Below are 22563 nucleotides of genomic sequence, written 5' to 3' on the forward strand. Positions count from 1 at the left end.
AACTGCGGTATTGCGGCCCGGTAACTCTACCGCGTATCGCGGTTGAAGCCCATCAAAAGGGCGTCATTCGGGCGGTTTAACAGCGTAATCGCGTCAGGCTGGCGCTGCGCTGCTGCGGTCCCAGCATGTCGGCGCGTTCCAGCCGGCAGCCCGCCGGGCCGTTCTGGATTTGCAGGGTGGTGCGCCAGCCAGCACTCTCATGCCCAATCAGCCGTTGTTCCGCCACCCGCCACGCCTCTCGCTGATTCCACTGCTGGCTGAACCCGAACGTGAGCGCGCGATGATACTGCAGCAGCGCGCTGCTGCTTAATGCCATTAACAGCAGAGCAAATAACGCTTCCGGCAGGCTGAATCCCGCCGCCTCACAGACAGTCGTCCGTTCTGGCTCGCGGGCAGTAGTCGATCCAGCCATGCGGTAGCGGCTGAATACGACTCTGATGGAGCGAGACCCACTGCCACACTGCCGTTCCGCTGCCACTGGCTTCACCTTTAAGCAGACCTTCTCCATCTTCACCTCGCTGTAAGCAACTGCGCCATCCCTGACGTTCATCATGCTGACAACCGACCGTTTCGCCCGCAGACCAGCTAAGGGAGAGGCCCCATTGCAGCGCCGACTGCGCCCGCCAGAAATCCTGAATAAACTGCTGCTCATCAGCCAGTAGCAGCATCCCCTGCTCTAACATTTTCCGGCTGGCGTGCAGCGTGAGACTGCCGATGACTAACAGCATCAACACCATACCCAGCGTACTGCTGCCGTGCTGCCTCACAGATTTTCAGCCTCCACCCAGCTCTCTACCGTTTCCAGCCAGCGCCCGGCACGTCCCTGCAGCCGCAAATGGATCTGCCTCTGCTGGCGGGTCACACTGAACTGCTCCAGCGTCAGGAAAGCCGGATCGGAGAGCCGTTCCCAGCTACCCGCGCGACAGTCATTAACCCCGCGCTGCATCTCCAGTTGCTGCAACCGCAGGCGATAACCATAGTAATCGCTAGCCGCCTGGTTAACGCCGTCCCACTGACCGTTGCTGTTTTCATCCCAGCGCAGCAGCAGGCAGTTTTCACTGAGGGTGAGCGCGCTGTTGCCGCACTCACCGTGACAATAGCCTGCGCGTCGCACCGCCTTTTCCAGCGTGGCGATAATCTGCTGCAGCTCCTGGCGCAGCTGCGCCCGCTGCAGCAACCCGACATTCTCGCCGAGCAGCAGCGGTAAAAAACGTCCGGCACTGACCATCAGGACGGCGCCGATCGCCATCGCCATCAGCATTTCCAGCAGGCTGAACCCGGCGGTTTTCAACGGCACGCTCCGGCGTCGGTAAAACAAAAGCGGATCCGGGCCCGGGTGGAAATAATCAGCCGCAGCTCTCCTGCCTCATTCCTTAGCTCAATGCTGCCTGCCCGGGCGACGTTGCGACGGCCGTAAAAGCCCGGCTCACCGCGTAGCCCGTTTAACATCACCCCAGCATGGGGTGCAATGAAATGCAGACGCTTTCCTGACTGACACGCCCCGACCGGCAGACTGCCGCCGCCAATACACCAGGGCTTTCCCGGACGCGACCACAGGACCAGGTCGCGATTTTGCCGGTAAGCCTGCGCACGAAGCCGCAACAGAAACCCCTGCAGTTGCTGGGCAGTGTCGCGTAGCTGCTGCCGTTGCTGCCAGCGCTGCCAGCCGTGAAGTGCGCCAAGGCTCAGTATTCCGGCAATCACCATCACCACCAGCAGTTCCGGCAGGGTAAAGCCGCGTAACAAGTGTGTTTTCATCGGGCTAGCGTGCCGGGTGGAGAAAGCGGGGACAAGCGGGTTGTTATGCGGCTGGAAAAAGGGTCACAGAGAGGACGATCATCGGACATCTGGTGGCATGACGCTGCGAGCCATGCCGCATATTTTGCCGCAGACAGGTAAAAAAAAGCCCCGGCGTGCAGGGCAGCACCGGGGCTTTTTCACAGCAGGTATCAGATTGCGACAGGCGCTTTGATCGCCGGATGCGGATCGTAACCTTCAATTTCGAAGTCATCAAACTGGTAGTCAAACAGCGAGGCTGGCTTGCGCTTGATCACCAGCTTCGGCAGCGGACGCGGCTCGCGGGTCAGCTGCAGGCGTGCCTGCTCCAGATGATTACTGTAGAGATGGGTATCGCCACCGGTCCAGACAAAGTCGCCGACCTGCAGGTCGCACTGCTGCGCCACCATATGTAGCAGCAGCGCGTAGCTGGCAATATTAAACGGCAGGCCGAGGAAGATATCGCAGGAGCGCTGGTAAAGCTGACAGGAGAGTTTGCCATCAGCCACATAGAACTGGAAGAACGCGTGGCACGGTGCCAGCGCCATCTGATCCAGTTCACCGACGTTCCAGGCTGAAACGATAATCCGGCGTGAGTCGGGGTCGCTTTTCAGCTGCGCGATCACCTTGCTGATCTGGTCGATCTGCTCGCCGCTCGCCGTGCCCCAACTGCGCCACTGTTTGCCATAAACCGGGCCAAGATCGCCCTGTTCATCAGCCCACTCATCCCAGATTGAGACGTTATTTTCCTTCAGGTAACCGATGTTGGTATCACCTTTCAGGAACCACAGCAGTTCATGAATGATTGAACGGATGTGGCATTTTTTAGTGGTGACCAGAGGGAAACCCTCCTGCAGATTGAAACGCATCTGGTGACCAAAAATTGAAAGCGTGCCGGTACCGGTGCGGTCAGCTTTTGGCGTGCCTTCATTCAGCACATGTTGCATCAGGTCCAGATACTGTTTCATTTTTCCTCGCGAAATTGTGGCTGTGGACGACGACGATAGGCCCAAATCATCATGGCAATACCGGCGATAATCATCGGAACGGAGAGAATCTGTCCCATACTGATCCCGCCTTCAAACAGGCCAAGCTGGGCATCCGGCTGGCGGAAGAACTCAACGATGATACGGAATGCACCGTAACCGATCAGGAACAGGCCAGAGACGCTGCCCATCGGACGCGGCTTACGGATAAACAGGTTAAGGATGATGAACAGCACCACCCCTTCCAGGATCAGTTCATAAAGCTGCGAAGGATGACGCGGCAGCACGCCGTACGTATTGAGCAGCGCCTGATACTGTGGGTTAGTGGCAGCCAGCGCCACATCTTCGCTGCGTGAACCCGGGAACAGCATGGCAAACGGGAAGCCCGGATCGACACGGCCCCACAGCTCGCCGTTAATGAAGTTGCCGAGACGGCCCGCACCCAGACCAAACGGGATCAGTGGCGCGATGAAATCAGCCACCTGGAAGAAGTTACGTTTGGTACGGCGAGCGAACACCAGCATCACCACAATCACCCCGATCAGGCCACCGTGGAATGACATGCCGCCATCCCAGACTTTGAACAGATAGAGCGGGTTTTCGAGGAACAGCGGTAAATTGTAGAACAGCACGTAACCGATACGCCCGCCCAGAAACACGCCGAGGAAACCGGCATACAGCAGGTTTTCCACTTCCTCTTTTTTCCAGCCGCTGCCGGGCTGATTGGCACGGCGCACCGCCAGCCACATGGCGAAAACGAAGCCTACCAGATACATCAGACCGTACCAGTGCAGCGAAACCGGTCCGATCGAGAAGATCACCGGATCGAACTGCGGAAATGCAATATAGCCGTTATTCATCATTCACCGTCTATTTTTCAACCCTAAAAAGGGGCGTTGTCAGGCACATAAATTAAGGCTGCGCATCATAGCACAGCCGGTTTTGTGAATTGTCCCGCAAATGTAAACGCGGATAACGCCCAGAGTCTGACCCGTCAGGCGTACATTGTTGCAGCCAGTCTGGTCATGTACAGCGCGCAACAACCGGAGCGTACACCTGGTACGTGAGGATTGTGAGCACTGCCCAGGACCAGAATGGCAAATAAAATAGCCTGAAGTGGCGCTTAGCGGCCTCCCCGAATCAGCCCGCCCAGTCCACGACGCTCCATAAAGGTCGAAACCAGATGACGAACCTCGGTGGCGGTATGCGCATTCATTCCCTGCTCACTCAACTTTTGCGCTTCTTCATGATCCAGATGGCGCAGCAGGTATTTTACCCGCGGAACGTTTTTACCGTTCATGCTGAGGTGGTGATAACCCATGCCCACCAGCAGCGCGACGCACATCGGATCGCCCGCCATTTCACCACACAGGCAGAGTTCCAGATTGGCCAGACGGGCTTCATGCGCAATGGCATGCAGCGCGCGCAGCATCGCCGGGTGCAGCGAGTCGTAAAGATTGGCCACTCGGGTGTTATTGCGGTCCACCGCCAGCAGATACTGGGTCAAATCGTTGGTGCCGACTGAAACAAAGTCTACGCGCGACGCCAGATGCGGGATCATAAACAGCATCGACGGCACTTCGATCATGATGCCTATGCGCGGCGCGGGAATTGCATAGCCCAGCATCTCTTCCACTTCACGACCGGCGCGATCGATCAGCCGTTTCGCTTCGTCGATTTCATCAATATGACTGATCATCGGCAGCAGAATACTGAGGTTGCCGGATGCTGCATTCGCCCGCAGCATCGCCCGGACCTGCACCAGAAAAATCTCCGGCTGGTCAAGCGTCAGGCGGATACCGCGCCAGCCCAGGCAGGGATTCTCTTCGCTGATCGGCATATACGGCAGCTGTTTATCTGCTCCGACATCGAGGGTGCGCAGCGTGACGGGCTTGTTGTGAAACAGCTGCAACATGCCCTGATACTGCGCCACCTGCTCCTCTTCTGACGGAAAGCCATTTTGCAGCATGAAGGGAATTTCAGTGCGGTAGAGACCGATGCCGTCAACCCAGCTGCCCAGCGCCTGCTCATGTTCCGGACTTAAACCGGCATTGAGCATCACCTGTACGCGCTCGCCGCTTTTCAGCTCACCCGGTTGATCGACTACTCCTTCCGCCATCTTGCTCAGCGCATTTTCTTCGCTGATCAGACGCTGGTACTCCTGCACCAGCACCGGTTCGGGATCGATTAACAGCTCGCCACGGTAACCATCGACGATCAGCAGCCGTTTATTCAGCTGATGCGGCAGAATATCCGCACCCATCACCGTCGGGATACCCATAGCGCGCGTCAGGATCGCCGCGTGGGAGTTGGCGGCACCATCGCGCACCACCACCCCGGCAAGCCGTTCGTGCGGCAGCTCGGCCAGAGAGGTGGCGGTCAGCTCATCGGCCACCAGCACGAAGCGCTCCGGCCAGGCATTGGTGCCCACCAGCGAATCATCGAGGTGAAATAACAGCCGCTGACCCAGCACCCGCAGATCGCCTGCGCGTTCGCGCAGATAGCTGTCGGTCAGCCGGGCGAACTGTTCGGCAAACTTCTCGATTACCTGTTTAACCGCCCACTCTGCCACCGATCCACGTTCGATCTCATCGAACAGATCTTTCTTCAGTCGGGCATCGGTTAACAGGTGCGAGTAAAGGTCGAAGATCGCCGCGCTCTCTTTCTGCACGCTGGCGCTAAACCGTTTGCTGAAGCGGCGGAACTCACTGGCAGCTTCGCTCATGGCGAGCGACAGGCGTTCACGTTCACGCTGAACATCCAGCGTTGACGCGGCGGAAACCTGGTCGAGCAGCGGCTGCGTCTCATCGACCCAGCCCGGTGCCACCGCCACACCGGGTGCTGCCGCAATCGCGCGCACCCGGGTCTGGCGGAACTGGCCAAACAGCTGGCCCATCTGCGATTGCGACAGCAGCGCCGCCATCTGCGTGGCCAGCGTCACCAGAAACGATTCTTCACTCTCATCGAACTGGCGATGTTCCCGCTGCTGGACCACCAGCACGCCAAGCAACTGGCGACGGCTGATAACAGGCACGCCGAGGAAGGAGCGATAGCGCTCCTCTTTAACTGCGGGGATATATTTAAAGCTGGGGTGACTCTGCGCGTCGGCAAGGTTGATCGGTTCGGCCAGACGGCCGACTAACCCGACAATGCCTTCGTCAAACGCCAGCGTTACGGTGCGACCACGCGGCTTTTTCAGCCCGCGCGTCGCCATCAGGTAATAGCAGCGACGATCGTGATCGGCGAGGTAAACGGAACAGACTTCCGTTTCCATCGCCAGACAGATCTCATTGACCAGAATGTCGAGTGCTTCATTCAGACGCGGCGCACTCGCCACTTTTTCTACAATTTCGCGCAACTGAGTGAGCATAAAGGGCGTGGCCTATCCTCTCTTACGTCGATGGGCAGGATTGTTTCGCTGCCCCGCACTCTCCTGCATAGACATCACCACGCCAGCGAATTCCTTCATTACCCGGCGATAGACGTCGCGCTTGAAGGAGACAACCTGACGCACCGGATACCAGAAGCTCACCCAGCGCCAGCCGTCGAACTCAGGCGTGCTGCTGTGCTGCACATTGATATCCGCGTCATTAGACATTAACTGCAGAAGAAACCACTTTTGTTTCTGGCCGATACATACCGGCTTTGTGTCCCAACGCACCAAACGTTTTGGCAACTTGTAGCGCAACCAGTTACGGGTAGATGCAAGTATTCGAACATCTTTACGGTGTAACCCCACTTCTTCGAACAGTTCGCGATACATCGCCTGTTCAGCGGTTTCACCGGGATTGATGCCTCCCTGAGGAAATTGCCAGGAGTGCTGTCCAAAGCGCCTGGCCCATAACACTTGTCCTTGCCTGTTACAAATTACGATACCAACATTCGGGCGGTAGCCATCATCATCGATCACCGGACTACCTCAAAGCTAAATTTGAATAGCCTGATTGTTTCACACTCCTTACAGGCGGTAAACCACTGGATTCACGGGGTGTTAAGCGTAAAACTTCGGGATAACTCACAGAGAAGCCATTAGTTATAAACAATCGGGGTCAGAAAAGCCGATCTTATTCACCTTTTCTGTGGATAGCTTTGTGCAGAACGCGGGAGTTAACTGAATAACCCTGTCAGGCGCGTCTGCATCGTCAAAAAGCGATAATTAACTATCACTATGATTATAAAGACAAAAATAGATGAGTTAACAAAATACGCTCAGGTTAAATAGCCGATTAAACTGTCCACTCTTTACAGTTGGGCGAATTTTAACCACCCAGCATGTTATCCACAACGAATCGTTCAGCCTTAGGCCAGAGCGGGCAAATTATGGTCAAAAGTGGGAAAGTCAAGGCTGTAAATGGAACCAGTACCGCACAGTCAGGCCGGTTATCCCATTTTTCTGTGGATAACCCGGTATGAGATCCTGTTCATTGTTGCGAGTAAGTTGGGATAACCTGAAGCGTCCGATAATATTGCCAGGGCCAATCGGTAAAAAAAGCACGATCTATCATGTTATTATCCCCACTCAGCACGGTGAATATTTCGGGTAAACCCACTGTGCAACATACTGTATATTTTTTGAGCAATGCGAGTCTTCACTATGAACTACCTGCCAGCACCGCCTGAAGATGAAGCCACCCTGTTAGCCCGGGCAGAGGATTTAGCCGGGTTAACGCTGGAAACGTTGGCCGAACGGGCAGGTCTGACGATGCCTGCCGATCTTAAACGCGATAAAGGCTGGGTGGGTATGCTGCTGGAATGGCATCTCGGGGCCAGCGCCGGTAGCAAAGCCGAACAGGATTTCGCCCATCTCGGCATTGAGCTGAAAACCATCCCGATTGATGCCAGTGGCAAACCGCTGGAAACCACTTTTGTCTGCGTCGCGCCGCTCACCGGTAACAGTGGCGTTACCTGGCAGACCAGCCACGTGCGACACAAACTGGCGCGGGTGTTGTGGATCCCGGTCGAGGGTCAGCGGGACATTCCGCTGCGCCAGCGCCGGGTCGGCGCGCCGCTACTCTGGAGCCCCGACGCGGAGGAAGATGAGATGCTGCGGCAGGACTGGGAAGAGCTGATGGACATGATCGTGCTGGGTCGGGTTGAGCAGATCACGGCACGGCACGGTGCCTGGCTACAAATCCGCCCCAAAGCGGCCAACAGTAAAGCCCTGACCGAAGGAATTGGCGATCGCGGCCAACCGATCCTAACCTTACCGCGCGGTTTCTACCTGAAAAAGAGTTTTACCGGACCGCTGCTGGCGCGCCACTTCCTGCTTTAACAATGACATTCTGATCTGACGTGGCGCAATTTTGTGGGAGAGAAGCAAATTCAGTGCGTATAATCCCCGTTTAATTTTCGTTTAGGATTGAATGTAGGTATGTTTGAGTGGATTGCCGATCCCAATGCCTGGCTGGCACTGGGAACCCTGACCATCCTTGAGGTGGTGCTGGGTATTGATAACATTATTTTCCTGTCGTTAGTGGTCGCTAAACTGCCAAAGCATCAACAAGCCAGCGCGCGCCGTATCGGTTTGTTAGGCGCAATGTTAATGCGTCTGGCCCTGCTGGCCTCTATTGCCTGGGTCGCCCGACTGACGAATCCGCTGTTTACCCTGATGGACCATGCGTTCTCTGCCCGCGATCTGATCCTGCTGTCTGGGGGTCTGTTCCTGCTGTGGAAATCGAGCATGGAGATCCACGAAACCATTGAAGGTAACGAAGCGGAACAAAAATCTAACGTCCATTCGTTCCTTGGTGCAATCGTGCAGATCATGCTGCTGGATATTATTTTCAGCCTCGATTCGGTGATTACCGCCATCGGCCTCTCCGATCATCTGTTTATCATGATGGCTGCGGTAGTGATCGCGGTGCTGATGATGATGTTCGCAGCCCGTAGCATTGGTGAGTTCGTTGAGCGCCATCCGTCGGTCAAAATGCTGGCATTAGCCTTCCTGATTCTGGTCGGTTTCACCCTGATTCTGGAGAGTTTCGCGGTTCATGTACCAAAAGGTTACATTTATTTCGCGATGTTCTTCTCAATGGCGGTTGAATGCCTTAACCTGATGCGCAGTAAGAAAAAAACCGCATAGAAAAGTCAAGGGCGAGCGTGCTCGCCCGCAAATTTTCAGATTCCTACGATTAACCCGGCCGGCAAAACGATTTATTACTACACTTTTTGCAGTCGATGATGTGTGGAGATGAGGCGTGATGAAAGGATGGGCAGGTATCGCCATTGTGGCACTAACCGCAGCGATGTTAAGCGGATGCAGTTCTGATTATGTAATGGCAACGAAAGATGGCCGGATGATTATGACCGAAGGTAAGCCGACCATTGATAAAGAGACCGGGCTGGTGCAGTACACCGATCAGTCGGGTCACGCAGTACAGATTAACGGCGATGAGGTCTCGACCATCATTGAACGCTAAGTGCGAAATTGTCTCGCCTGCCACAGATTCCCCGCTGGCAGGCGATTTCCCCGACTTTTCCCCCTTCCTTCCCCGCCATTGCTCGCGCTATAGTCCCTGAGGACACAACATTCCATTCCATAAAGAAAAGGAAGCTGGCAATGCACTATCATCGTATTCCCCATAGCACGCTGGAAGTGAGTCAGCTGGGGTTGGGCACCATGACGTTTGGCGAGCAGAACAGTGAAGCCGACGCCCATGCCCAACTGGATTTGGCTATTCGTTCCGGCATTAATTTTATTGATACCGCCGAAATGTATCCGGTACCACCGCGTCCGGAAACCCAGGGTCTGACCGAACAGTACATTGGCAGCTGGCTGAAGCAGCGCGGCAGCCGTGACAAAATCATTCTGGCCAGCAAAGTGTCGGGCCCGTCGCGCGGTAATGATGCGTCGATTCGTCCTAACATGGCGCTGGATCGCAAGAACATCCGTGAAGCGCTGGATGCCAGCCTGAAACGCCTGAATACCGACTATCTCGATCTTTATCAGCTGCACTGGCCGCAGCGTCAGACCAACTATTTTGGCAAGCTGGGCTATCAGTACAGTGAAACCACCGCCCAGGTGACGCTGCTGGAGACGCTGGAAGCGCTGACCGAGCAGGTTCGCGCCGGTAAGATTCGCTATATCGGGGTGTCGAATGAAACCGCATGGGGCGTAATGCGCTATCTGCAACTGGCGGAGAAGCATGAACTGCCGCGCATCATCAGCATCCAGAACCCCTACAGCCTGCTGAACCGCAGCTTTGAAGTGGGCCTGGCCGAAATCAGCCAGCATGAAGGGGTTGAGTTGCTGGCTTACTCCAGCCTGGCGTTCGGTACTCTGAGCGGTAAGTATCTGAATGGCGCGCAGCCTGCCGGTGCCCGTAATACCCTGTTCAGTCGCTTTACCCGCTACAGCGGCGAGCAGTCGCAGCAGGCGATTGCCGAGTATGTGGCGTTAGCCCGCCAGCACCAGATTGATCCGTCACAGATGGCATTGGCTTATGTGCGTCAGCAGCCGTTTGTTGCCAGCACCCTGCTCGGTGCGACCACGCTTGAGCAGCTGCAGACCAATATCGACAGCTTCAATCTGACGTTAAATGCAGAGATTCTGGAAGGCATTGAGGCGATCCACCGCCGTTATACCTATCCGGCACCCTGAGTCCTCCGCTGCCGGCCGCCACGAGTGCGGCTGGCACACCTTATATATCCCGATAATAGAGCTGCACGCGCTTATCGGGATACTCCAGCGCCTCGCCCTGCGACTGCCAGCCAAAACGGTCATAGTAGCCGCTGAAGGTCGACCATAACCACAACCGCGAATACCCCTGATCCTGGGCGTGTGCAATCACCCGCTGCTGCAACGCGTCGCTGACGCCTTTGCCGCGCGCGGGCGCATCGACATACAGTGCGGCCAGCCACGGGAACAGATCCTGACGGCTGATCAGATCGCATCGCCAGAAACCTGCCGTGCCGATCGCCTTGCCTGCCTCAACGGCGACAAAAGTGACCGGGAAATCGGCGCCGCTCAGGCTGCTGGCGACGATGCTGGCGAAGAAGTCACGGCTGCTGGGTTCGCCGAAAGCGCGCCACTGCCATTCGGTAATCTGATCGGCAAAATGGGGCACAGCGCTGAGCGGCACAATCTCCATTACATCAGTTTCCCCTGGAATATCGGCACTGAATCAAACAGGTAACCGTCGAAGTCAGGCGCATCCGCATCGGACAGCTCAAGCAGCGTATTCTTCACATTCTCAAGATGCTGCCAGGTGGCCTGCCATGCGCCCATCACATCGCGACGACGCAGAGCGGCCAGAATGGTCTGGTGATCGCCCAGCCATTTCAGGCGGTAGGCGCGGGTTTCAAACTGGGGGCGCAGTTGCTGCCACAGCGGACTGCTGTCGTGATGACGCCAGATACTGGTGACGGTGTCGAGCAGCATCTGATTCTGACTGGCTCCCGCCAGCAGCAGATGAAATAACTTGTCGTTATCCTGACTGCTGTCGTTGGCGGCGATGGCCCGCTGCTCCTGCTCCAGCGTGCGGCGCAGATTTTCAATATCCGCTTTGGTGGCCATTTTAGCGGCAAACGCGGCGATGTTGCTTTCCAGCAACTGGCGCGCCTGCAGCATTTCAAACGGACCGACATCGCTGCGGAAAAAGGCCTCTTCTTCATCATCGCTGGCGGAGGGAATGCGCATCACGTAGACGCCGGAACTCTGGCGAATATCCACCGTTCCTTCCAGCTCCAGCATTAATAGCGCTTCGCGGACGATGGTCCGGCTGACGCCCCAGGTTTCAGCCAGCTGGCGTTCAGGCGGCAGGCGCGATCCCACCGGATAGTGTCCGTCGCAGATTTGCTGGCGCAGATGCTGACCAATTTCCTGATACTGTTTTTTTTCTTGCGGCGCTTCGGCTTTGTCCACGCTGTCACCCTTTGCAATCATTGCGCTAACGGCATTGCCGCCGTTCCCTGCGCGACAATGCCCGCGAGCCAGAGAAGTGACCCGCAAACTGAGACTCAGTGTATCAAAGCCAGCGCCTGATCGAGTACCTTTGCGCCATTCAGGGTGCCATAGGCAACAGAATCGATTACCGCAATCGGCAACTGATAGCTGTCGGTCAGTTTTTTGTTCGCTTCCAGCTTAAAGCGCACCTGCGGCCCCAGCAGCACCGCCACCACCTCGTGGCCGTAATTTTGCAGCTCCTCTTGCAGGTTCTGCTCGGGAATGGCGTAGATGTGGAAGGCTAATCCACGCGCGGCGGCCTCTTTTTCCATCCGCGTTACCACCATTGAGGTCGACATGCCTGCGGCACAGGCCAGCACAATACGTTTCATCCTCGCTTCCTCTTGTTATTTCGGCTCATCATCAAGCCACAGGGTAAATTGCTGACTGTCGCGCAGCGCCCGGAACCAGTGGGCGGATTTCTTCATGCGACGCTGACGCTGGTTATCTAAGTCGATTTCGATCAGGCCATAGCGGTTTTTGAAGGCGTTCATCGGCGAGACGTTGTCGGTGAAGGCCCACAGCATATAGCCCTGACAGTTGATGCCCGCCTGATGCGCACGGACCGCCTGATGCAGGTGCTCGCTGATAAAGTGAATGCGGTAGTCGTCCTGAATTTCCCCCTCAGCGTTTTTAAATTGCGCTTCGTTTTCGACGCCCATTCCGCTCTCGGCGACAAACCACGGGATGTTGCCGTACTCATCACGCATCCGCTGCGCCATATCCCAGATGATTTCCGGCTGAATTTCCCAGCCGCGTGAACGGTTCATCCGCCGGCCCGGCAATTCAAAGTGCTCGTAATAGCAGGCAGGATGGAACGGCGTATCGGGATGCCAGGCACGGGACGGTGCCTTCACGCGGTGCGGATAGTAAAGGTTAAGCCCGACCTCATCGACGGTATTGGCGGCGATGATCGCCAGCTCCTCCGCTGTGGCCTGCCACTCAATCTGATGTTTATCCAGCAGCGCCAGCAGCTCCGCCGGGTACTCGCCTTTGATAGCCGGATCGAGAAACACCCGGTTATAGAACAGGTCGTAGATCTGCGCCGCCTTCTGGTCATGCGCGGCCGACGAGCGTGGATAGGTCACCTCCGGGTTGAGGATGGTCCCGATACGACCGGCATAGCCTTGCTGGCGAAACAGCTGCACCACCCGCGCGGTGGCGAGATTTTTGTGGTGGTTCCACTGCATCCATTTATGGGTGTTCTGCTCGTACGGCCAGCGCAGCGCGTCGAGATAGACCCGGGTCTGCACCACAATCGGCTCATTAAACACAAACCAGCGCGTTACCCGGCCGGCATAGCGTTTAAATACCTGCTCGACGTAACGGATAAACAGTTCAACCACGTGCTTTGACTGCCAGCCGCCATACTGCTCCAGCAGCGTAGCGGGCAGCTCGTAATGCTCCAGACAGAGCATCAGTTCAATGCCCTGGCGCTGCATTTCATCAATCAGCCGGTCATAGTAAGCCGCGTACTCCTCATCCACCGTGGCGCTTTCATAATCGGTGAGAAAGCGCGACCAGTTGATTGAGGTGCGGTAGTGGGTCAGCCCGCTGGCCTTCATCAGCGCTACATCTTCAGCAAAGCGGTTAATGAAGTCGGTCGCCACGGCCGGACCATAGCCCTGATGCCAGACATGCCGATCCTGCTGATACCAGGCATCCGGCCACGAATCCTGCCCGGCTTTTTTGCCACTCCAGCCCTCGGTTTGCCAGGCTGACGCGGCGGCGCCAAGGATAAAATTCTGCGGGATCTGAATAAGCTGGCGACTCATAACACCTCCGATTGGTTTCGGGCCAGTTCAGGTTGTTGATTCTTCGCTTCGGCGGCATCGGCGCGACGGGCTGCCACTTTGACAAACGGCAGGTAGATCAGCACCGACACCATAATGCAGATAATCTGGGTCACCACCGCGCCCATCGATCCCGCTGTCGACAGCCAGGCGTTAATGATCGGCGGCGTGGTCCACGGCACCATCACCACCGCTTTGCCGGCAAACCCCATCACTGTGGCGAAGTAGCCGATTGAGCCGGTTACCAGCGGCGTGATGATGAACGGGATCGCCAGGATCGGATTGAGCATAATCGGCATGCCAAATATTACCGGCTCATTGATATTGAAAATGCCGGGACCGAACGAGAGTTTGGCGATTTCACGCATCTCTTTGCGGCGCGTCGCCAGCATCACCGCGGTCAGCAGGCCGATAGTCAGGCCGGACCCGCCAATGCTCATATAGACATCCCAGAACGGCATGGTGATGATATTCGGCGCCTCTTTACCCTGCTCAAAGGCGGTCATATTGACCATAATCGCCCCCAGCAGCAGCGGTTCACGAATCGGTTTCACCATCTGATTACCGTGAATGCCGATCACCCAAAATAGCTGGGCGACGAACATCAGAATCAGAATTCCCCACAGGCTCTGTACCACCGACTCCAGCGGTTGCTGCACCACCTGATAGACCGCGTCATACAGATACATGCCGGTAACGCGATGGAAAATAAAGCCAAAGGTGGCGACCAGCGTCACGGTGATAATCGACGGGATCAGCGCGGAGAAAGAGGCGGCAACGTTGGGCGGCACTGTGTCCGGCATCTTAATTTTCAGCCGCTCAACCTGCTCGAGCCGGCAATAGATCTCTACCGACAGGATGGCGATAAACATGCCGAGAAACAGGCTCTTGGTATCGGAGAATTGTTTAGCCAGCACGTCGGTGACCAGATGCATCTGACCGTCGACCATCATCTGTAAAGTGGTCGGCGTCACGGACACAAAGCAAATGATCGCCAGCAGGCCAGGGAACAAGGTTTTGATGCCGTTGATGCGGCCAAGCTCGATGCCAATCAGGAACACCGCGCCAATGTTGAGGAAGCTGAGCGTGGCGTAGTTAATGCTGCTGGTGATCGGTTTCAGGTCGGCTAAAAATCCCAGTGCAGCAAAGCTGGCGAGGCCATTTTTACTGTCCAGCACCATGTTAGAGATCAGCACTGAGAAAGCGCCAACGATGATCACCGGCATCAGGGTGATGAACGAGGCTTTGATCGCCATGATGTAGCGATAACTATTGAAGCGGGTGGCAAAGCTGCCCAGGGAATCGATAAGGCGGTCCTGTAGAGACATGGGTCAACCCTCAGAGATGTAAGATCGGCATTCCAGTAGTGGTCGGTATCTTCCCGGTTAGTGGCATACCAAAATGACGATTCTTAACCATTCTTTCTGTGACAAAGCTCCCGGAAACGTTTTTTGGCATTCCAGTATGATTAAAAAAGCCAATTTGGCATACCAATAGCGAGGATTGTATGGATTTCGAACAAACCATGATGGAATTGCTGATCAATGCGGGTGAAGCACGATCGTCAGCGATGATGGCGATCCAGTCTGCGCGCCAGCGTGACTGGTCGGCTGCCGACGCGGCGCTGACCGCCTCCGATGCCGCAGCAAAACAGGCGCACAAGATTCAGACGCAGTTGATTGGCGCGGATGAAGGCAGCGGCAAACTGCCGGTGACGCTGATCCTGGTGCATGCTCAGGATCACTTAATGAATGCGATGCTGTGTCGCGATCTGGCGGAGGAGATGGTGATGCTGCGTAAAGAGCTGTTTAACGCACAGGCGGCAGCAGGTACCGCCTGTGCAAGCGGTTAGCCGCCTTCCAGCGCCAGTAATTCCTGGATAGTCTGCGCGCGACGGATCTCGCGCGGCTGCCCCTGTTCGAACAGCACTTCCGGGATCAGTGGACGGCTGTTGTAGTTCGATGACATAGATGCGCCATACGCGCCGGTGTCATGAAATACCAGATAATCACCGACCTGCGCAGCCGGAATCGCACGGGTATCGACTTTGCCGCCTTCCAGCTGGGTAAAGACGTCGCCCGACTCACACAGCGGCCCCGCCACCACGCTGTCGAGGGTCTGCTGCTCATCAATCTGACGCCCGTCGCCCGCCATCAGCGAGATATGGTGATAGCTGCCATACATTGATGGGCGCATTAAATCGTTGAATCCGGCGTCGACCAGCACAAAGTGGCGGCTGCCCATCGCTTTGACCGCCCGCACCTGCGACACCAGCACGCCCGATTCGGCCACCAGAAAACGGCCCGGCTCAATCTCCAGTTTGACGGCGTGGCCCAGATGCTGAGCAATGCGCTGACGCGCAGCATCCCACAGGCCAAAATAGTGATCGGTATCGATCGCCTCTTCACCGTAGCGATAAGGAATCGACAGGCCGCCACCCGCTGAGATCGCCGTCAGATCCTGACCAAACTCCACCACCAGACTGACCATCGCATCACACACCTGTTGCAGATGGGCGTAATCGACCCCGGAACCGATGTGCATATGAATCCCCACCAGCCGCAGACCGTACTGCTGGATCGCCGCCAGCGCTAAAGCCAGATCGCCATGCCAGATTCCGTGCTTGCTGTTTTCGCCGCCGGTATTGGTTTTCTGACTGTGGCCGTGCCCGAAACCGGGATTAACCCGCAGCCATACCGCATGACCCGGCGAGACAGCGCCCAGCTGATGCAGCATATCGACCGAACCGGCATTAACCGGCACCTGCAGCGCCGCAACCCGCTCCAGCGTCGGCTGATCAAACAGATCAGCGGTAAAGACGATCTCATCTCCGCCCGGCTGATACCCCGCCACCAGCGCACGTTCAATCTCACCCAGCGATACCGAGTCTACCTTTACTCCGGCCGCCCGCATCAGGCGCAGGATATGAATATTTGAACAGGATTTCTGGGCGAAACGCACCACATCAAACGCCTGTAACTGGGCGATGCGTGCCTGAATGATCTGCGCATCGTAGGCCCAGAAAGGCCCAGCATAGCGGCGTGCCAGCGGCAGCAGTTGCGTGACGTTGAGCGCGGTTTCGGTGGTCTGTAAGGAACGGGGCATGAGGGATCTCCTGTGGCAATAACCGCATTAAGCCAGAATCGTGTCATAGCGAAAAATATCTGTTTTAATAGCATCTATGCAAAACTGATATGGCATCACCTGATGGCGAACATTAACTGGCGACACATCGAAATTTTTCACGCGGTGATGACCAGCGGTAACCTGACGCAGGCCGCGACTCTGCTGCACACCTCTCAGCCTACGGTCAGTCGGGAACTGGCGCGGCTGGAGCAGCAATTGGGGCTACAGCTGTTTGGTCGGGTACGCGGACGTCTGCAGCCTACGGTACAGGGGCTGCGCCTGTTTGAAGAGGTTCAGCGTTCCTGGTACGGGCTGGATCGCATTATGGAGGCGGCTGATAATCTGCGTCAGTTTCGTCAGGGTGAGCTTTCTGTCGCCTGTCTGCCGGTGTTTTCGCAGTCGCTGCTGCCGCCGCTGTGTCAGCCTTTTTTGCAGCGCTACCCGGATGTCAGCCTGAATGTGATTCCGCAGGAGTCGCCGCTGCTGGAGGAGTGGTTATCGGCGCAGCGCTATGACCTCGGCTTAACCGAAACTCAGCATGCGCCGGCCGGCACTGACCGCCATGCGCTCTTAACCTGCGATGAAGTCTGCGTGTTGCCGCCTCAGCATCCACTGAGCCAGCGGGCCGTGCTGACGCCGCAGGATTTTGCCGGTGAGAATTATGTCAGCCTGTCGCGCACCGACAGTTATCGCCAGCTGCTGGATGCGTTGTTTCATGAGCAGGATGTTGAGCGTCGTCTGGTGCTGGAGACCCACAGCGCCGCCTCCGTCTGCGCGATGGTCAGGGCGGGCGTCGGGGTATCGATCGTTAATCCGCTGACGGCGCTCGATTATGCCGACAGCGGTGTGGTGATGCGGCGATTCAGCGTTTCGGTACCGTTTACCGTCAGCCTGGTCAGACCGCATCACCGCCCCGCCTCGGCGCTGGTCGATGCGTTTGTCAGACATCTGCAGCAGCAGGTGGCTGACTTCCCGGCGCGCATCGCCGCCCGCTTAGCTTAAGCGCGCACCGCAGACGTTGCGCCACCCGATTTGCGGAAGGTGATCAGGCAAACCAGCAGACCGATCAGTGCCAGCGCGGCGGCGGCAACCGGCACCGCCGTCAGGCCGTAGCCCCGACCAATCACTGCCCCACCGACCCAGGCACCCAGCGCATTACCAACGTTGAACGCTGAAATATTCAGGGTCGACACCAGATTGGGAGCCTCTTTACCGTGGCGTACCACGTTAATCTGCAGACCCGGCACGGTAGCAAAGGTGGCCATCGCCCACAGGAACAGAGTGATCTCCGCCAGCCACAGCGCATGGCTGGTCCAGCTAAACAGCAGGGAGAAGATCGCAATCAGCGAGAAGCTAAGGATCAGGCTGAAGGAGACTTTCCAGTCCGCCATCTTGCCGCCCAGAATATTGCCGACCGTCAGGCCTGCGCCAATCAGGAACAGTGTCCAGCTGACGCCACGGTCGCTGATGCCGGTCACCTGTAACAGCAGCGGCGCGATATAACTGAACAAGGCAAACATTGCCGCGGCAAAAAACACCGTCATCAGCAGCGACAGCCACAGTTTACCGTTGGCCAGCGCGCTCACTTCACTCGCCAGGTCGACCGGTTTTTCCTGCTTGTTATTCGGCAGGCTGACAATCAGGGCGATGAAGGCCAGTACGCCGATGACCGCTACGCCCCAGAAGGTAGCACGCCAGCCAAACAGCTGACCAAACCAGGTGCCAAGCGGCACGCCCAGCACGTTCGCCAGCGTGAGACCGGTAAACATCAGCGCCACGGCAGAAGCCTGACGACCTGGTGCTACCAGACTGGCTGCGACCACCGCACCAATGCCAAAGAAAGCACCGTGACACAGCGCGGTTACAATGCGCGCCAGCATCAGCAGGTTATAGTTGTACGCCAGCGCGCACAGCAGGTTGCCGACGATGAAGATCACCATCAGCAGCGTCAGCGTCTTTTTACGCGGCAACCGGGCGGTCAGCAGCGCCATAATCGGTGCGCCAATCGCCACGCCCAACGCATAGCCGCTGATTAACCAGCCCGCTGACGGAATCGACACCTGAAGATCGGCCGCCACGTCCGGCAGCAGCCCCATAATGACGAACTCGGTGGTGCCGATGGCGAACGCACTCAACGCCAGCGCCAGTAACGCTACAGGCATAACATTTCTCCCAATACCATGAAAATGCAGGTGAACCGCGCGAACGCGTGGCCCAATCGACGCTTATTAAAATTTGATCTGCGTCACGCTGGCTATTACAGCACAGCCGCTGGAGCCCATATACCCCAATAGCAGCAAAGGTTTATTGCCACACCAGCAATAATTTCTGTCATCAATCCGCCAGACGCTCATCTCCGGCACGGTGGAAAAATCCAGGAATCACCGCCGCAGGCAATCTCTGGTTGTCATTTGCCCGTCACCCGTTACCCTTTTTAATGTGTCAGCAATAAATAAAATTTTAGCGTTGCCGATAACCCCATTATGAAACGCCAGGTGATGTGATCGAATTCTGACGCGGGGAGAAAGAATGCAACGGCTCATTGCCTTGATGGTTTTTGCTTTAACCGGCTGCTCGGTTGGCCACTATGAGTACAGTAAAGAGGCCGAAAAGCGGGTCGATATGACCGTGACCGGCATTCCTACCGTGCTCGGCTTAGGCACGCTGGGTACCACGATTCCGCTGACGGCGGAATACAGTCTGACCGCCGCGCACGTGGCGAAATTTTCACTTTACCGGGTCAAAGCCTGGCATCCGCAATGCGATCTGGCGGTGGTCTACCACAAAAACAGCGAGGCAAGCCTGCCACCCAGCTTTCGCAACAGTCATATCGGCGATCGGGTCAATCTGTACGGCTACAGCTTTATTTCGGCGATGCCGGTCAGTTCCAGCGGCCAGAACCTGATCAATACCACGCTGGCGAACAGCTGGAACAAGGCGGACTGCGTGGTGGTGGCGGCCAATGCTGGAGTGGTGAAAGGGATGTCGGGCGGCGCGGTGTATAACGCCTCTGACGATACGCTGGCGGGAGTAATCATCGGCTACAGCGACCGTATTAATGACAATACCAGCGGCAAAACTCTGTATAAGAACGTGGCGCTGTATGTACCTTATGCGCGGTTTCAGCAGTGGCTGGATGGCGTAGTGAAGTCGTGACCGCCGTTGTCTGAACCGGACAGCGACGAAAAAAAAGGCCGGAGTCTCCGGCCTTTCTGCATTCTGCTTAACGCAAAGTGACTTACTTGCTGCCCGGACGCAGCGCCGGGAACAGGATCACGTCGCGGATGGTGTGGCTGTTGGTAAACAGCATGACCATACGGTCGATACCGATACCGAGACCCGCAGTAGGCGGCAGACCGTGTTCCAGCGCAGTGACGTAATCTTCGTCGTAGAACATCGCTTCGTCATCGCCCGCATCTTTGGCATTCACCTGCTGCAGGAAACGCTCAGCCTGATCTTCCGCATCGTTCAGCTCGGAGAAGCCGTTACCGATTTCACGGCCGCCGATGAAGAACTCAAAGCGATCGGTGATCTCTGGATTCTGATCGTTACGACGCGCCAGCGGTGATACTTCAGCCGGATATTCGGTGATAAAGGTTGGCTGAATCAGATGCGCTTCTGCCGTCTCTTCGAAGATCTCGGTGACCACACGGCCCAGTCCCCAGCTCTTCTCGACTTTAATGTGCAGCGATTCAGCGATCGCTACCGCTTTATCAAAGTCTTCCAGATCGGCCAGGTCGGTTTCCGGACGGTATTTCTTGATCGCTTCGCGCATCGTCAGTTTTTCAAACGGCTTACCGAAATCGAACTGATGTTCGCCATACGGCACCACGGTGGTACCCAGCACATCCTGTGCCAGCGTACGGAACAGGCTTTCGGTCAGCTCGATCAGATCTTTGTAATCCGCATACGCCATATAGAGTTCCATCATGGTGAACTCAGGGTTATGACGTGGCGAAATGCCTTCGTTACGGAAGTTACGGTTGATCTCGAACACCCGATCAAAGCCCCCTACCACCAGACGCTTCAGATAGAGTTCCGGGGCAATACGCAGGTACATATCGATGTCCAGCGCATTGTGATGGGTGATAAACGGACGCGCCGATGCGCCGCCTGGGATCACCTGCATCATCGGAGTTTCCACTTCCATAAAGTCGCGGCTGACCATGAACTGGCGGATACCGGCCATGATTTGCGAGCGAATTTTGAAGGTGTTACGGGACTCATCGTTGGCGATCAGATCGAGGTAGCGCTGACGATAACGGGTTTCCTGATCGGCCAGGCCGTGGAACTTATCCGGTAACGGACGCAGGGCTTTGGTCAGCAGACGCAGCTCAGAACAGTGAATCGACAGTTCGCCGGTTTTGGTTTTGAACAGCTTGCCGCGCGCGCCAAGGATATCGCCGAGGTCCCACTTTTTGAACTGCTCGTTGTAGATCCCTTCGGCCAGATCGTCACGCGAGACATAGAGCTGAATGCGTCCGCCAACGTCCTGCAGGGTAACGAATGACGCTTTACCCATGATACGACGGGTCATCATGCGTCCGGCAACGCTGACTTCAATGCCCAGATCTTCCAGTTCTTCGTTGCTCTTCTCGTCATAGCGTTCATGCAGCTGGTTCGAGAGGGTGTCACGACGGAAATCGTTAGGAAACGCCACGCCATTTGCACGCAGCGCGCTCAGCTTTTCGCGACGCGTTTTCAGTTCGTTGTTTAACTCAAGTGCGGCGTCAGCGCTCTGCGGTTGTTGTTCAGACATGTCGGTTCCTTATAACCCTGCTTTTAAACTAGCTTCAATGAATCGATCCAGATCGCCGTCCAGCACCGCCTGGGTGTTGCGCGTTTCCACACCGGTACGCAGATCTTTAATGCGCGAATCGTCGAGCACGTAAGAACGGATCTGGCTGCCCCAGCCGATGTCGGACTTGTTGTCCTCCAGCGCCTGTTTCTCAGCATTTTTCTTTTGCATCTCAAGCTCGTACAGCTTCGCCTTCATCTGCTTCATCGCCTGATCTTTGTTCTTGTGCTGAGAACGGTCGTTCTGGCACTGGGTCACGGTGCCGGTCGGAATATGGGTAATACGTACCGCAGATTCCGTCCGGTTAACGTGCTGGCCGCCGGCACCGGAGGCGCGATAGACGTCAATGCGCAGATCGGCGGGGTTGATGTCGATATCAATATCGTCATCCACTTCCGGATAGATAAAGGCTGAGCTGAAGGAGGTGTGACGACGACCGCCGGAGTCGAACGGGCTCTTACGCACCAGGCGATGCACGCCGGTTTCGGTACGCAACCAGCCAAAGGCGTAATCGCCTGACACACGAATGGTCACGGATTTAATACCCGCCACTTCGCCTTCAGACTCTTCAATAATTTCAGTTTTGAAGCCGCGGGCTTCAGCCCAACGCAGATACATACGCATCAGCATGCTGGCCCAGTCCTGCGCTTCGGTACCGCCGGAGCCCGCCTGCAGATCGATATAGCAGTCGGCGCTGTCGTACTCACCGGAGAACATGCGGCGGAATTCGAGTTCGCCCAGTTTGCTTTCGAGGCCATCCAGCTCGGCCACCGCTTCGTTGAACGTCTCTTCGTCATCCGCTTCAACTGCCAGCTCCAGCAGACCCTGGACATCTTCCAGGCCTTGCGTCATCTGATCGAGAGTGTCAACAATCGCTTCAAGCGAGGAGCGCTCTTTGCCCAGTGCCTGGGCGCGTTCCGGTTCGTTCCACACGTCTGGCTGTTCCAGCTCGGCGTTTACTTCTTCGAGGCGTTCTTTCTTGGCATCGTAGTCAAAGATACCCCCGAAGAACGTCGCTGCGCTCACTGAGGTCCTGAATACGGTTTTTGACCGGGTTGATTTCAAACATGGCTTTAGCGTCTTTTTTGCGTTCGATGGGACAGGAAAATTAACGCATAAGTTTACCCGAAACTGACGACA

24 protein-coding genes are annotated in these 22563 nt (G+C 56.4%); 7 read left to right on the forward strand and 17 right to left on the reverse strand.

The window, feature by feature from the left end; translation table 11 throughout:
• Window positions 1-76: 76 nt before the first annotated feature.
• The 8 genes from AABB92_RS20005 to rppH all read right to left on the reverse strand — a co-directional run bounded on the left by AABB92_RS20005 (window position 77) and on the right by rppH (window position 6672).
• A complete protein-coding gene (locus AABB92_RS20005; protein ID WP_082097606.1) occupies window positions 77-412 on the reverse strand; it encodes a prepilin-type N-terminal cleavage/methylation domain-containing protein in 336 nt (111 codons plus the stop codon).
• The gene (locus tag AABB92_RS20010) at window positions 363-767 is read right to left on the reverse strand and encodes a DUF2509 family protein (RefSeq protein WP_031376187.1); all 405 of its coding nucleotides are present in this window, start codon (window positions 765-767) and stop codon (window positions 363-365) included. The genes AABB92_RS20005 and AABB92_RS20010 overlap by 50 nt, the downstream gene beginning before the upstream one ends.
• Window positions 764-1291, reverse strand: a complete 528-nt coding sequence (locus tag AABB92_RS20015) for a prepilin peptidase-dependent protein (RefSeq protein ID WP_031376188.1) — start codon at window positions 1289-1291, stop codon at window positions 764-766. The genes AABB92_RS20010 and AABB92_RS20015 overlap by 4 nt, the downstream gene beginning before the upstream one ends.
• Window positions 1288-1758 carry a prepilin-type N-terminal cleavage/methylation domain-containing protein gene (locus AABB92_RS20020; RefSeq protein ID WP_031376189.1) on the reverse strand — a complete coding sequence of 157 codons (471 nt, stop codon included), beginning with the start codon at window positions 1756-1758 and terminating at the stop codon, window positions 1288-1290. Before AABB92_RS20020 ends, AABB92_RS20015 begins: the two co-directional genes overlap by 4 nt.
• A gap of 191 nt (window positions 1759-1949) precedes the next feature.
• On the reverse strand, window positions 1950-2744 hold the full coding sequence (gene thyA / locus AABB92_RS20025; protein WP_031376190.1) for a thymidylate synthase: 795 nt from the start codon (window positions 2742-2744) through the stop codon (window positions 1950-1952).
• Window positions 2741-3622, reverse strand: a complete 882-nt coding sequence (lgt, locus tag AABB92_RS20030) for a prolipoprotein diacylglyceryl transferase (protein WP_031376191.1) — start codon at window positions 3620-3622, stop codon at window positions 2741-2743. The genes thyA and lgt overlap by 4 nt, the downstream gene beginning before the upstream one ends.
• 263 nt (window positions 3623-3885) lie before the next feature.
• The gene (ptsP, locus tag AABB92_RS20035) at window positions 3886-6132 is read right to left on the reverse strand and encodes a phosphoenolpyruvate--protein phosphotransferase (protein ID WP_031376192.1); all 2247 of its coding nucleotides are present in this window, start codon (window positions 6130-6132) and stop codon (window positions 3886-3888) included.
• A gap of 12 nt (window positions 6133-6144) precedes the next feature.
• The gene (gene rppH / locus AABB92_RS20040; protein WP_031376193.1) at window positions 6145-6672 is read right to left on the reverse strand and encodes an RNA pyrophosphohydrolase; all 528 of its coding nucleotides are present in this window, start codon (window positions 6670-6672) and stop codon (window positions 6145-6147) included.
• Window positions 6673-7356: 684 nt separating this feature from the next.
• On the opposite strand from rppH, the gene mutH reads away from it, so the two are divergent.
• The 4 genes from mutH to AABB92_RS20060 all read left to right on the forward strand — a co-directional run bounded on the left by mutH (window position 7357) and on the right by AABB92_RS20060 (window position 10362).
• Window positions 7357-8034, forward strand: a complete 678-nt coding sequence (gene mutH, locus AABB92_RS20045) for a DNA mismatch repair endonuclease MutH (protein ID WP_031376194.1) — start codon at window positions 7357-7359, stop codon at window positions 8032-8034.
• A 99-nt stretch (window positions 8035-8133) separates the two neighbouring features.
• Entirely contained in the window at window positions 8134-8844 is a 711-nt protein-coding gene (locus AABB92_RS20050) for a TerC family protein (protein WP_031376195.1), read from the forward strand.
• A gap of 118 nt (window positions 8845-8962) precedes the next feature.
• Window positions 8963-9181, forward strand: coding sequence for a YgdI/YgdR family lipoprotein (locus AABB92_RS20055; RefSeq protein WP_031376196.1), 219 nt, complete (start codon window positions 8963-8965; stop codon window positions 9179-9181).
• Between the two features lie 140 nt (window positions 9182-9321).
• Window positions 9322-10362 (forward strand): NADP(H)-dependent aldo-keto reductase, encoded by a 1041-nt coding sequence (locus AABB92_RS20060; protein WP_031376197.1) that lies wholly within the window; start codon window positions 9322-9324, stop codon window positions 10360-10362.
• Window positions 10363-10402: 40 nt separating this feature from the next.
• Here the strand turns inward: AABB92_RS20060 and AABB92_RS20065 are convergent, their stop codons facing one another.
• From AABB92_RS20065 to AABB92_RS20085, 5 genes are all read right to left on the reverse strand, one after another.
• A complete protein-coding gene (locus AABB92_RS20065) occupies window positions 10403-10852 on the reverse strand; it encodes a GNAT family N-acetyltransferase (RefSeq protein ID WP_031376198.1) in 450 nt (149 codons plus the stop codon).
• Complete coding sequence (locus tag AABB92_RS20070; RefSeq protein ID WP_031376199.1) at window positions 10852-11625, reverse strand: FCD domain-containing protein; 774 nt, start codon at window positions 11623-11625, stop codon at window positions 10852-10854. Before AABB92_RS20070 ends, AABB92_RS20065 begins: the two co-directional genes overlap by 1 nt.
• Window positions 11626-11720: 95 nt before the next feature.
• The gene (locus AABB92_RS20075; protein WP_031376200.1) at window positions 11721-12038 is read right to left on the reverse strand and encodes a PTS sugar transporter subunit IIB; all 318 of its coding nucleotides are present in this window, start codon (window positions 12036-12038) and stop codon (window positions 11721-11723) included.
• Window positions 12039-12053: 15 nt separating this feature from the next.
• Window positions 12054-13481 carry a glycoside hydrolase family 1 protein gene (locus tag AABB92_RS20080; protein ID WP_031376201.1) on the reverse strand — a complete coding sequence of 476 codons (1428 nt, stop codon included), beginning with the start codon at window positions 13479-13481 and terminating at the stop codon, window positions 12054-12056.
• Window positions 13478-14827 carry a PTS sugar transporter subunit IIC gene (locus tag AABB92_RS20085; protein WP_031376202.1) on the reverse strand — a complete coding sequence of 450 codons (1350 nt, stop codon included), beginning with the start codon at window positions 14825-14827 and terminating at the stop codon, window positions 13478-13480. The genes AABB92_RS20080 and AABB92_RS20085 overlap by 4 nt, the downstream gene beginning before the upstream one ends.
• A 179-nt stretch (window positions 14828-15006) precedes the next feature.
• On the opposite strand from AABB92_RS20085, the gene AABB92_RS20090 reads away from it, so the two are divergent.
• Window positions 15007-15351, forward strand: coding sequence for a PTS lactose/cellobiose transporter subunit IIA (locus AABB92_RS20090; RefSeq protein WP_031376203.1), 345 nt, complete (start codon window positions 15007-15009; stop codon window positions 15349-15351).
• Here AABB92_RS20090 and lysA read toward each other — a convergent pair.
• Window positions 15348-16604 carry a diaminopimelate decarboxylase gene (gene lysA / locus AABB92_RS20095; protein ID WP_031376204.1) on the reverse strand — a complete coding sequence of 419 codons (1257 nt, stop codon included), beginning with the start codon at window positions 16602-16604 and terminating at the stop codon, window positions 15348-15350. The two genes, AABB92_RS20090 and lysA, sit on opposite strands and share 4 nt — an antisense overlap.
• A 102-nt stretch (window positions 16605-16706) precedes the next feature.
• On the opposite strand from lysA, the gene AABB92_RS20100 reads away from it, so the two are divergent.
• Window positions 16707-17627, forward strand: coding sequence for a LysR family transcriptional regulator (locus tag AABB92_RS20100; protein WP_031376205.1), 921 nt, complete (start codon window positions 16707-16709; stop codon window positions 17625-17627).
• On the opposite strand, the gene AABB92_RS20105 is transcribed toward AABB92_RS20100, so the two are convergent.
• Window positions 17624-18787: an MFS transporter gene (locus AABB92_RS20105; protein WP_031376206.1), complete on the reverse strand. Its 1164-nt coding sequence runs from the start codon at window positions 18785-18787 to the stop codon at window positions 17624-17626. The two genes, AABB92_RS20100 and AABB92_RS20105, sit on opposite strands and share 4 nt — an antisense overlap.
• Window positions 18788-19154: 367 nt before the next feature.
• On the opposite strand from AABB92_RS20105, the gene AABB92_RS20110 reads away from it, so the two are divergent.
• A complete protein-coding gene (locus tag AABB92_RS20110; protein ID WP_031376207.1) occupies window positions 19155-19781 on the forward strand; it encodes a serine protease in 627 nt (208 codons plus the stop codon).
• 82 nt (window positions 19782-19863) lie between these two features.
• Here the strand turns inward: AABB92_RS20110 and lysS are convergent, their stop codons facing one another.
• The gene (gene lysS / locus AABB92_RS20115) at window positions 19864-21384 is read right to left on the reverse strand and encodes a lysine--tRNA ligase (RefSeq protein WP_031376208.1); all 1521 of its coding nucleotides are present in this window, start codon (window positions 21382-21384) and stop codon (window positions 19864-19866) included.
• Window positions 21385-21393: 9 nt separating this feature from the next.
• Window positions 21394-22492, reverse strand: a protein-coding gene (gene prfB, locus AABB92_RS20120; RefSeq protein WP_122983627.1) for a peptide chain release factor 2 whose coding sequence is annotated in 2 segments (ribosomal slippage) — window positions 21394-22416 and window positions 22418-22492 — 1098 coding nt in all. Because the reading frame shifts where the segments join, the coding sequence is not laid out codon by codon here.
• Window positions 22493-22563 lie beyond the last annotated feature (71 nt).

Origin of the sequence: Pantoea brenneri, assembly GCF_038594305.1 — a bacterium.
Taxonomy (GTDB): Bacteria; Pseudomonadota; Gammaproteobacteria; order Enterobacterales; family Enterobacteriaceae; genus Pantoea; species Pantoea brenneri.

Bases quoted from the DNA above. Each gene is read 5' to 3' on its own strand.
- AABB92_RS20005 (WP_082097606.1), bottom strand. From the start codon at position 412: ATGGCTGGATCGACTACTGCCCGCGAGCCAGAACGGACGACTGTCTGT.
- AABB92_RS20020 (WP_031376189.1), bottom strand. From the start codon at position 1,758: ATGAAAACACACTTGTTACGCGGCTTTACCCTGCCGGAACTGCTGGTG.
- thyA (WP_031376190.1), bottom strand. From the start codon at position 2,744: ATGAAACAGTATCTGGACCTGATGCAACATGTGCTGAATGAAGGCACG.
- lgt (WP_031376191.1), bottom strand. From the start codon at position 3,622: ATGAATAACGGCTATATTGCATTTCCGCAGTTCGATCCGGTGATCTTC.
- ptsP (WP_031376192.1), bottom strand. From the start codon at position 6,132: ATGCTCACTCAGTTGCGCGAAATTGTAGAAAAAGTGGCGAGTGCGCCG.
- mutH (WP_031376194.1), top strand. From the start codon at position 7,357: ATGAACTACCTGCCAGCACCGCCTGAAGATGAAGCCACCCTGTTAGCC.
- AABB92_RS20050 (WP_031376195.1), top strand. From the start codon at position 8,134: ATGTTTGAGTGGATTGCCGATCCCAATGCCTGGCTGGCACTGGGAACC.
- AABB92_RS20055 (WP_031376196.1), top strand. From the start codon at position 8,963: ATGAAAGGATGGGCAGGTATCGCCATTGTGGCACTAACCGCAGCGATG.
- AABB92_RS20060 (WP_031376197.1), top strand. From the start codon at position 9,322: ATGCACTATCATCGTATTCCCCATAGCACGCTGGAAGTGAGTCAGCTG.
- AABB92_RS20065 (WP_031376198.1), bottom strand. From the start codon at position 10,852: ATGGAGATTGTGCCGCTCAGCGCTGTGCCCCATTTTGCCGATCAGATT.
- AABB92_RS20075 (WP_031376200.1), bottom strand. From the start codon at position 12,038: ATGAAACGTATTGTGCTGGCCTGTGCCGCAGGCATGTCGACCTCAATG.
- AABB92_RS20080 (WP_031376201.1), bottom strand. From the start codon at position 13,481: ATGAGTCGCCAGCTTATTCAGATCCCGCAGAATTTTATCCTTGGCGCC.
- AABB92_RS20085 (WP_031376202.1), bottom strand. From the start codon at position 14,827: ATGTCTCTACAGGACCGCCTTATCGATTCCCTGGGCAGCTTTGCCACC.
- AABB92_RS20090 (WP_031376203.1), top strand. From the start codon at position 15,007: ATGGATTTCGAACAAACCATGATGGAATTGCTGATCAATGCGGGTGAA.
- lysA (WP_031376204.1), bottom strand. From the start codon at position 16,604: ATGCCCCGTTCCTTACAGACCACCGAAACCGCGCTCAACGTCACGCAA.
- AABB92_RS20100 (WP_031376205.1), top strand. From the start codon at position 16,707: ATGGCGAACATTAACTGGCGACACATCGAAATTTTTCACGCGGTGATG.
- AABB92_RS20105 (WP_031376206.1), bottom strand. From the start codon at position 18,787: ATGCCTGTAGCGTTACTGGCGCTGGCGTTGAGTGCGTTCGCCATCGGC.
- AABB92_RS20110 (WP_031376207.1), top strand. From the start codon at position 19,155: ATGCAACGGCTCATTGCCTTGATGGTTTTTGCTTTAACCGGCTGCTCG.
- lysS (WP_031376208.1), bottom strand. From the start codon at position 21,384: ATGTCTGAACAACAACCGCAGAGCGCTGACGCCGCACTTGAGTTAAAC.